The sequence below is a fragment of the Leifsonia sp. SIMBA_070 genome, assembly GCF_046534635.1.
In the GTDB taxonomy this organism is placed as follows: Bacteria; Actinomycetota; Actinomycetes; order Actinomycetales; family Microbacteriaceae; genus Leifsonia.
The window spans coordinates 1-266 of sequence record NZ_JAWRYK010000373.1; the positions used below are offsets into that span (position 1 = coordinate 1).

Genomic DNA, 266 nt, shown 5'->3' on the forward strand with positions numbered 1-266 from the left:
CTCGAAGGCGTGCTGCTCGCCCGCGACCTCGGCTCCGCCGAACGCCGCCGGCGGCAGCTCGGGGATTGCCGCGAGAAGGGTGCGGGTGTACTCGTGGTCGGGCGTCGTGAGCACGCGGCCCGCGGGGCCGGACTCGACGACGCGGCCCTGGCGCATGACGAAGACGCGGTCGGCGAGGTCGGCGACGACGCCCATGTTGTGCGTGATGATCATGACACCCACGCCACGTTCGCGCACGAGCGCGCGCAGGAGGTCGAGGATCTCGG

General features: G+C 72.6%; 1 pseudogene. It reads right to left on the reverse strand.

The annotated features are described in order from the left end of the window. Positions 1-213, reverse strand: a pseudogene (locus SB754_RS20730) (glutathione ABC transporter ATP-binding protein); the annotation flags it as partial. Positions 214-266 lie beyond the last annotated feature (53 nt).